The sequence below is a fragment of the Clostridium sp. RTP31139st1_H3_RTP31139_211217 genome (assembly GCF_040227035.1).
GTDB lineage: Bacteria > Bacillota > Clostridia > Clostridiales > Clostridiaceae > Clostridium > Clostridium saudiense.
The window spans coordinates 1-5,637 of sequence record NZ_JBCOAB010000086.1; the positions used below are offsets into that span (position 1 = coordinate 1).

Annotated in this window: 8 protein-coding genes; all 8 read left to right on the forward strand. The window is 29.3% G+C overall.

All coding sequences use genetic code 11. From position 1 onward, the window contains the following. A partial coding sequence (locus ABUA17_RS18255; RefSeq protein ID WP_349824106.1) for a helix-turn-helix domain-containing protein occupies nucleotides 1-218 on the forward strand: 218 nt, incomplete at its 5' end. 54 nt (nucleotides 219-272) lie between these two features. Then, nucleotides 273-542 carry a hypothetical protein gene (locus ABUA17_RS18260; RefSeq protein WP_055277980.1) on the forward strand — a complete coding sequence of 90 codons (270 nt, stop codon included), beginning with the start codon at nucleotides 273-275 and terminating at the stop codon, nucleotides 540-542. Nucleotides 543-580: 38 nt separating this feature from the next. After that, complete coding sequence (locus ABUA17_RS18265; protein ID WP_055277981.1) at nucleotides 581-775, forward strand: hypothetical protein; 195 nt, start codon at nucleotides 581-583, stop codon at nucleotides 773-775. Nucleotides 776-1,087: 312 nt separating this feature from the next. Next, a complete protein-coding gene (locus ABUA17_RS18270) occupies nucleotides 1,088-1,408 on the forward strand; it encodes a plasmid mobilization protein (protein WP_055277982.1) in 321 nt (106 codons plus the stop codon). Beyond that, nucleotides 1,366-2,649 (forward strand): relaxase/mobilization nuclease domain-containing protein, encoded by a 1,284-nt coding sequence (locus ABUA17_RS18275; RefSeq protein ID WP_082425311.1) that lies wholly within the window; start codon nucleotides 1,366-1,368, stop codon nucleotides 2,647-2,649. The genes ABUA17_RS18270 and ABUA17_RS18275 overlap by 43 nt, the downstream gene beginning before the upstream one ends. A gap of 230 nt (nucleotides 2,650-2,879) precedes the next feature. Further along, the gene (locus ABUA17_RS18280; protein ID WP_055277984.1) at nucleotides 2,880-3,221 is read left to right on the forward strand and encodes a hypothetical protein; all 342 of its coding nucleotides are present in this window, start codon (nucleotides 2,880-2,882) and stop codon (nucleotides 3,219-3,221) included. A gap of 37 nt (nucleotides 3,222-3,258) precedes the next feature. Further along, entirely contained in the window at nucleotides 3,259-4,503 is a 1,245-nt protein-coding gene (locus tag ABUA17_RS18285) for a hypothetical protein (protein ID WP_055277985.1), read from the forward strand. A gap of 279 nt (nucleotides 4,504-4,782) precedes the next feature. Continuing rightward, nucleotides 4,783-5,067 carry a hypothetical protein gene (locus ABUA17_RS18290; protein WP_055277986.1) on the forward strand — a complete coding sequence of 95 codons (285 nt, stop codon included), beginning with the start codon at nucleotides 4,783-4,785 and terminating at the stop codon, nucleotides 5,065-5,067. The last annotated feature ends 570 nt before the right edge of the window (nucleotides 5,068-5,637 follow it).

The following is a 5,637-nucleotide window of genomic DNA, read 5'->3' on the forward strand; positions in this document are numbered from 1 at the left end:
CAGCTAATGAAGAATTAGTTAAAGAAAATAAAGAGTTAAAGAAAAAAATAGAAGAGTTAGAATCAAGAGCTTTAATTAATCCAAGAAAAGTAACAGATGAACAAGTTAAAAAAATTAAAGAGCTTAGAGCTTCTGGATTAAGTTACAGAGCAATAGTAAAAGAAATTGGATTAAGCACTTGTACAATCCAAAGAGCTTTAAAAGGTATTTATGATTAGTGTTAATTGGTAATAATACAAATAAAAAAGAATTTATTATAAGGAGAGGTTAAAATGAATTATTTAATTCCAGAAGAGATTAAAAATCAAATATTAGAACTCAAAAAAACTATGGAAAGAATTAAACTAGATGGATTAAATTTTGAATATAATCAAAATCCATACGGAGATATAGAGATACATATAATGGAGTTTAAGGAGCATTGGGAAGTTAGAGTAGTTAATGAGTGTAAAAAAGGTGGAGTATGGTATAGATTTTTAGATACTTATAAAATTATAGGTGATGAAGTTATATATCAAGATACTGAAAAAGATATATTATAGATATATCGTAATATTACAATAGAACAGAGGGAGATTATATGAAAAATAAAGAATTTAAATTAATTAAAAATGGTTATATATTTGAGTATGACTATAACTTTGGACACATCAATGTAGATAATGAATTAACAGAAGAATGTGAAGATTGTATTGAGGTTGGAATGGGAATTATATTTCCAGACCAACAAAGTTTTGAAGCAAAATATAATGAATGGTTAATAAAAGGAAGATAGAGCAATAATAAATTTATTGAAAATAAATAAAGGAAATTATGAGTAAAAAAATTAGTGCCAGCAAAATTTGATTAGCACTTACTACGTTCATTTTATCCGATTTAACAGCCACGCATTTTTACTAATAACTCCCCTTTCGGTTGGGGGTTGTTATAATTATACTTTAGAGGTAAAATATAATTATAATACAGATAGCGAGATGCGTATTTGTCATACAAAAGTATGTAAATACAACAAATAAATTTGTTTCTCGCTTAGAGGGGAGACCCTCCAAGACCACCCTAAAAATATTTCAAAATCGAGGTGATAATTTTGAAATCAGAGAAAGTGAAAAGACTAAATTGCAGAGTATCAGAAGATGAATATAAGAGATTTGAAAAGAAGGTTGAGAAATCAAAACTCACTAAAAGTGAGTTTATGAGAAAGGCAATTTTAGAAAAAGAAATTATAGTTATTGATGATATTAAAGAGCTTGTTTTAGAGATGAAAGCTATAGGAATTAATCTCAATCAATTAACTAGAAAAGTTAATAGTGGAGAGATAGAAAATATTAAAGAGCTTCAAGAAATGAAAATAGAGCTTGATTATGTATGGAGAGAAGTTCTTCAAGCACTAAAGAAGGTGAATGGGTAATGGCAGTTATTAAAAGAATAGCCTCAAAGGCTACTCCTAAAAAAATAGTAAGTTATTTAACACAAGAAGAAAAGACAGAAGAAAAACTTATAGGGGGGAAGGATTGCGACCCTGATAATATAGTTAATGACTTTAATATGACCCAAGAGCTTTATGGAAAAACTGGAGGGGTAAAATATCATCATATAATACAGAGCTTTAGTCCTGAAGATAATATAACTCCAGAAAAGGCTCACGAAATAGGCAAGGAACTTGCAGAGAGCCAATTTAAGGGCTTTGAGGTATTTGTGGTAACACACAAAGATAAAGACCATATACATAACCATTTAGTGGTTAACAGCGTTAGTTTTGAAAATGGACTAAAATATAATGCCAGTAATAAGAGCTTATGGGATATAAAAAGAGAAAGTAATAGGCTATGCGAGAGAGAAAATTTAAAGACTTTAGACCTATATCATAAGGCAGAGAAAAGGATTAGTAGTGCCGAAAAGAGGATAATGGATAGAGGTCAAATCCCTTGGAAAGATGAGTTAAGACAGATAATAGATATAGCAAGGGAGAGAACAAAGGATTTACAAAGCTTTAGGGAGTTTTTAGAAAAAAACTTTGAGATAGAAACTAGAGTAACAAAAAACAGTATAAGTTATAAGCACCCCGACCATGGTAAAGCAATTAGGGGCAGGAGCTTAGGAGATAAGTACAATAAGGAGGAATTAGAGAATGAGTTTAATGGACAAGAAAAATCAATTTTTAGAGATGGAGAAAGAGGAACAAATTTCGGATATGAAGGAATTTCAGACCTTGATAAAGAATTTGAACGCAGAGCAGACAGTCTTGAACAACAGATTAATCAAGACCATAGACTTAATCGAGAAAGAGAGAGAGCTATACAAGAGCAACGAGAAAATAAGAGAAGAGAAGAACAAGGAACTAAGCGAGAAAACACAAGAAGCCTTCAAGATGATGACAAAGAAATCAGAGGAACTGAAAGAGCTTCATCAAGAGAAGTTAGAAAAGACTTTGAAGGAAGTAGAAAATATCAAGAAATATCACATGGAAATGATGAGAGTATTAAGTCAAACGGTAGCTCAAGTAGAGAGAATAGACAAACTGAATTGGAAGGACAGAGTAAAACAATATGCAATTCAAATGGGAATAACGCTAGGAGCAATATTGATAATTCTAGGAGCATACCAGTTAATAAGCCTAATAAAGTAAGAGATTGGGATATGGAAAGGTAATACTATATTCGATAAATAACTAATATAACGCTTTATTTTCAATTTTACTATAAGGGGCATTTGCCCCTTTTTCTTAAATTAAAACAGGTTAATTTTTTGTTAAAATCTATATTGTTGAGCTTATCACATAGGTAAATATATTACACCTTGTTGTCAATAGATGGAATATTTTGCATTGTATAGTATTTTAATATCAAGTAAAATAGAAGTTAAACAAAGGGGGTGAGAGCATGGATGAAAAAAAGCTATGGGTAAAAATAAGTGGCAGTATAAATTATTATTTAAGATACTATGACAGAAAAAAATCAGATGAGGAACTATTAGAAGATTACTTATATTGTACCTTAGAAGGTGAGAATGGAAAGTATGAATATTTAGATAAGCAAACATTTGAGTTCATTGAATTAAATGATGCAATTTTAGAAAAGGCTATAAATGCCTTTAAAGAGAGATTAAAGAAGAAAAGAGAAAAAGAAAAAACAAAGGAAATAGATAAAAATTTTAATAAGAATAAAGAAATTAAAACTAAAAAGTCAGAAGTTATAGATTTTAATAGATATAAGAAATTATAATATAGTGGTGTATATTCATAACAAGGGAGGTGAGAGCATGGGGCAAGTATTAATGAAAGAGAAATATTCAGAGCAAATAAATTACTTAGATATTCTACATAGTGATAGCAAAGGGTGGATTACTAAGGCTGAAATCAATTGTGGGTACAAGCAATGGCATTATAGATATAATGAGCTATTGGAGCAAGATTTCAACCAAGAGAATGTATATATTAGCATAAATACTTTTTATAGTACCTTTAGAAGATTAGAATATCTAAAGGAGCTTAAAGCTCAATTTATAGATTTAGATATTTATAAAACTGGATTCACTAAGGAGCAAATAATAATGCACCTTGAAGCAGATTATTTTAATAAAAGTATTCCAAGACCTAATTTAATCATAGATAGTGGCAGAGGACTTTATTTAATATGGCTTTTAAATTCAGTACCAAGTAAGGCATTACCCTTATGGAAAGCAATAGAAGAATATTTATATAGTGTTTTAAAGCCGTTTGGAGCTGATAGACAAGCTTTAGACCCTACAAGAATATTAAGAGTACCAGGAAGTATTAACTCTAAATCTAAGACAACTGTTAAAGTTATAGAGCAGTATGATTATATTTATGATTTAAGAGAAATTCAAAATGAATATCTACCAGAGCTTGAAGAAAGAAAAGCTAAGAAAAAGGGTAGACCGAGTAAGACGGTATTTATTCATAGAGAAAGAAGTCTTTATTATGCTAGAATACAAGACATAATAAAACTATGTGAACTAAGAGAGTATGATTTAAAAGGGCATAGAGAGCTTATATTATTCTTGTATAGATATTATCTATGTTATTTCTTAGAGGACACTAAAAAGGCTTTAGAGGACGTTTTAGAGCTTAATAGAGAGTTTGTATATCCATTAAGTGAAACAGAGGTTATAAGAGCTACTAGGAGTGCAGAGAAGGTTTATTTAAGCAAAGATAAGGATTATAAGTACAAGAATGAAACTCTTATAGAGCTTTTAGCAATTACAGAGCTTGAAGAAACTTATATGAGTACAATAATTTCTAAGAGAGAATTTAAAAGAAGAAAGAATTTGAGAGATAGAGAATATCAAAAAAACAAATATCAAGAAAAGCTGAGAGCTGATGGGAAAGTAAGTGAAAAAGATAAAATTGCAGAAAGAAGGGCAAAAATAAAAGACCTTTTGGCACAAGGTCTTAAACAAAAAGATATATGTTCACAACTAGACATATCAAAACCAACGTATGTCCGTGATAGAAACTTTTTAAAAGAACAAGGATTAATATAATACTTGTTCTTTTTGTATTATAAAGCATTTTAAGAACTAATTCAATATTTCAATTCTGCAAGTTTTAATTAAAAACAGGTATCAAATTTTCTCGTCCTTGTATTATGGGTACGTAGTACCTGTTCTTTTTTTTCATAAAGATACATTTAAATAGGTATCAAATTTTCAGCCCTTGTATTATAGGGTACGTAGTACCTGTTCTAGGATTAGACAAGATTTTTATTATGTTTATGGTATGGTGATAACAGGGGATTAAATTAATTTATAGGGGTGGGAACAATGGCTATAAAAGATGATTATATAAAGATTAGAGTAAGTAAGGAGCAAAAAGCATTATTTAAAGATATAGCAAAAAAGAAAAATATTAGTATGAGTAAGTTTATTATTGTATCAACAGAGGAAAGAGCTTTGAGAGAAAAAGAAAAATTTGAGGGTACAAATAGCTTGGAGCTTAGAGTTAGTGAGCTTGAGAAGAAATTACAAGAGATTAAATTTAAAATGGAGAGCCAAAAAGCCGAGAAAAAAAGTTTTTTTAAAATTTTAAGAAATAGGCTTACAAATTGAAAGTTAAAATACTATTTATATTTTAGTGGGATTATTTATTTATGGAGCAGTGGCTCCATTTTTTTTATAAAAAAATAGTTTGAGATTAAAAAAATGTGTGATAAAATTAAGAAAATAACTGCTGACAAAGTATCGTATTATATACGGTTTTAATACGGTTTTTGTGTGGCAAAGTGGGACATTTGGAAATTTTTTTGTACCCAAGAAAATGCTAGGCTTTGCCTAGCCCCACAAAATTTTTGGGGGCAGTTTCTCTTTATGCTCTTATAAAATATCTACAGGTATAATTTCCAGTTAAGATATTTTATAATTCATATTTGGATTTGATTAAACTTTTTTTAAGTTTATGGGTGAGCATAGCGAGGGCAAAGCCCTTAATAAAAAAGTAAAAGGAGTTAAATTTAAGATGGCAAGAATAAGAAAAGAATATAAAATGACAGAAAAAAATGTAGAGTACATAGAAGAAGTTAAAGAGAAAAATAATTTAAAGTATAGTAGTGAAGCATTAGATTTAATAATTAGAGAGCATAGACAAAATTCAGATATTACAACAGAAGCTATGATTAAAAT

Excerpts from the sequence above, each read along its gene's own strand:
- ABUA17_RS18260 (WP_055277980.1), top strand. The coding sequence starts at position 273 with ATGAATTATTTAATTCCAGAAGAGATTAAAAATCAAATATTAGAACTC.
- ABUA17_RS18265 (WP_055277981.1), top strand. The coding sequence starts at position 581 with ATGAAAAATAAAGAATTTAAATTAATTAAAAATGGTTATATATTTGAG.
- ABUA17_RS18275 (WP_082425311.1), top strand. The coding sequence starts at position 1,366 with ATGGAGAGAAGTTCTTCAAGCACTAAAGAAGGTGAATGGGTAATGGCA.
- ABUA17_RS18280 (WP_055277984.1), top strand. The coding sequence starts at position 2,880 with ATGGATGAAAAAAAGCTATGGGTAAAAATAAGTGGCAGTATAAATTAT.
- ABUA17_RS18285 (WP_055277985.1), top strand. The coding sequence starts at position 3,259 with ATGGGGCAAGTATTAATGAAAGAGAAATATTCAGAGCAAATAAATTAC.
- ABUA17_RS18290 (WP_055277986.1), top strand. The coding sequence starts at position 4,783 with ATGGCTATAAAAGATGATTATATAAAGATTAGAGTAAGTAAGGAGCAA.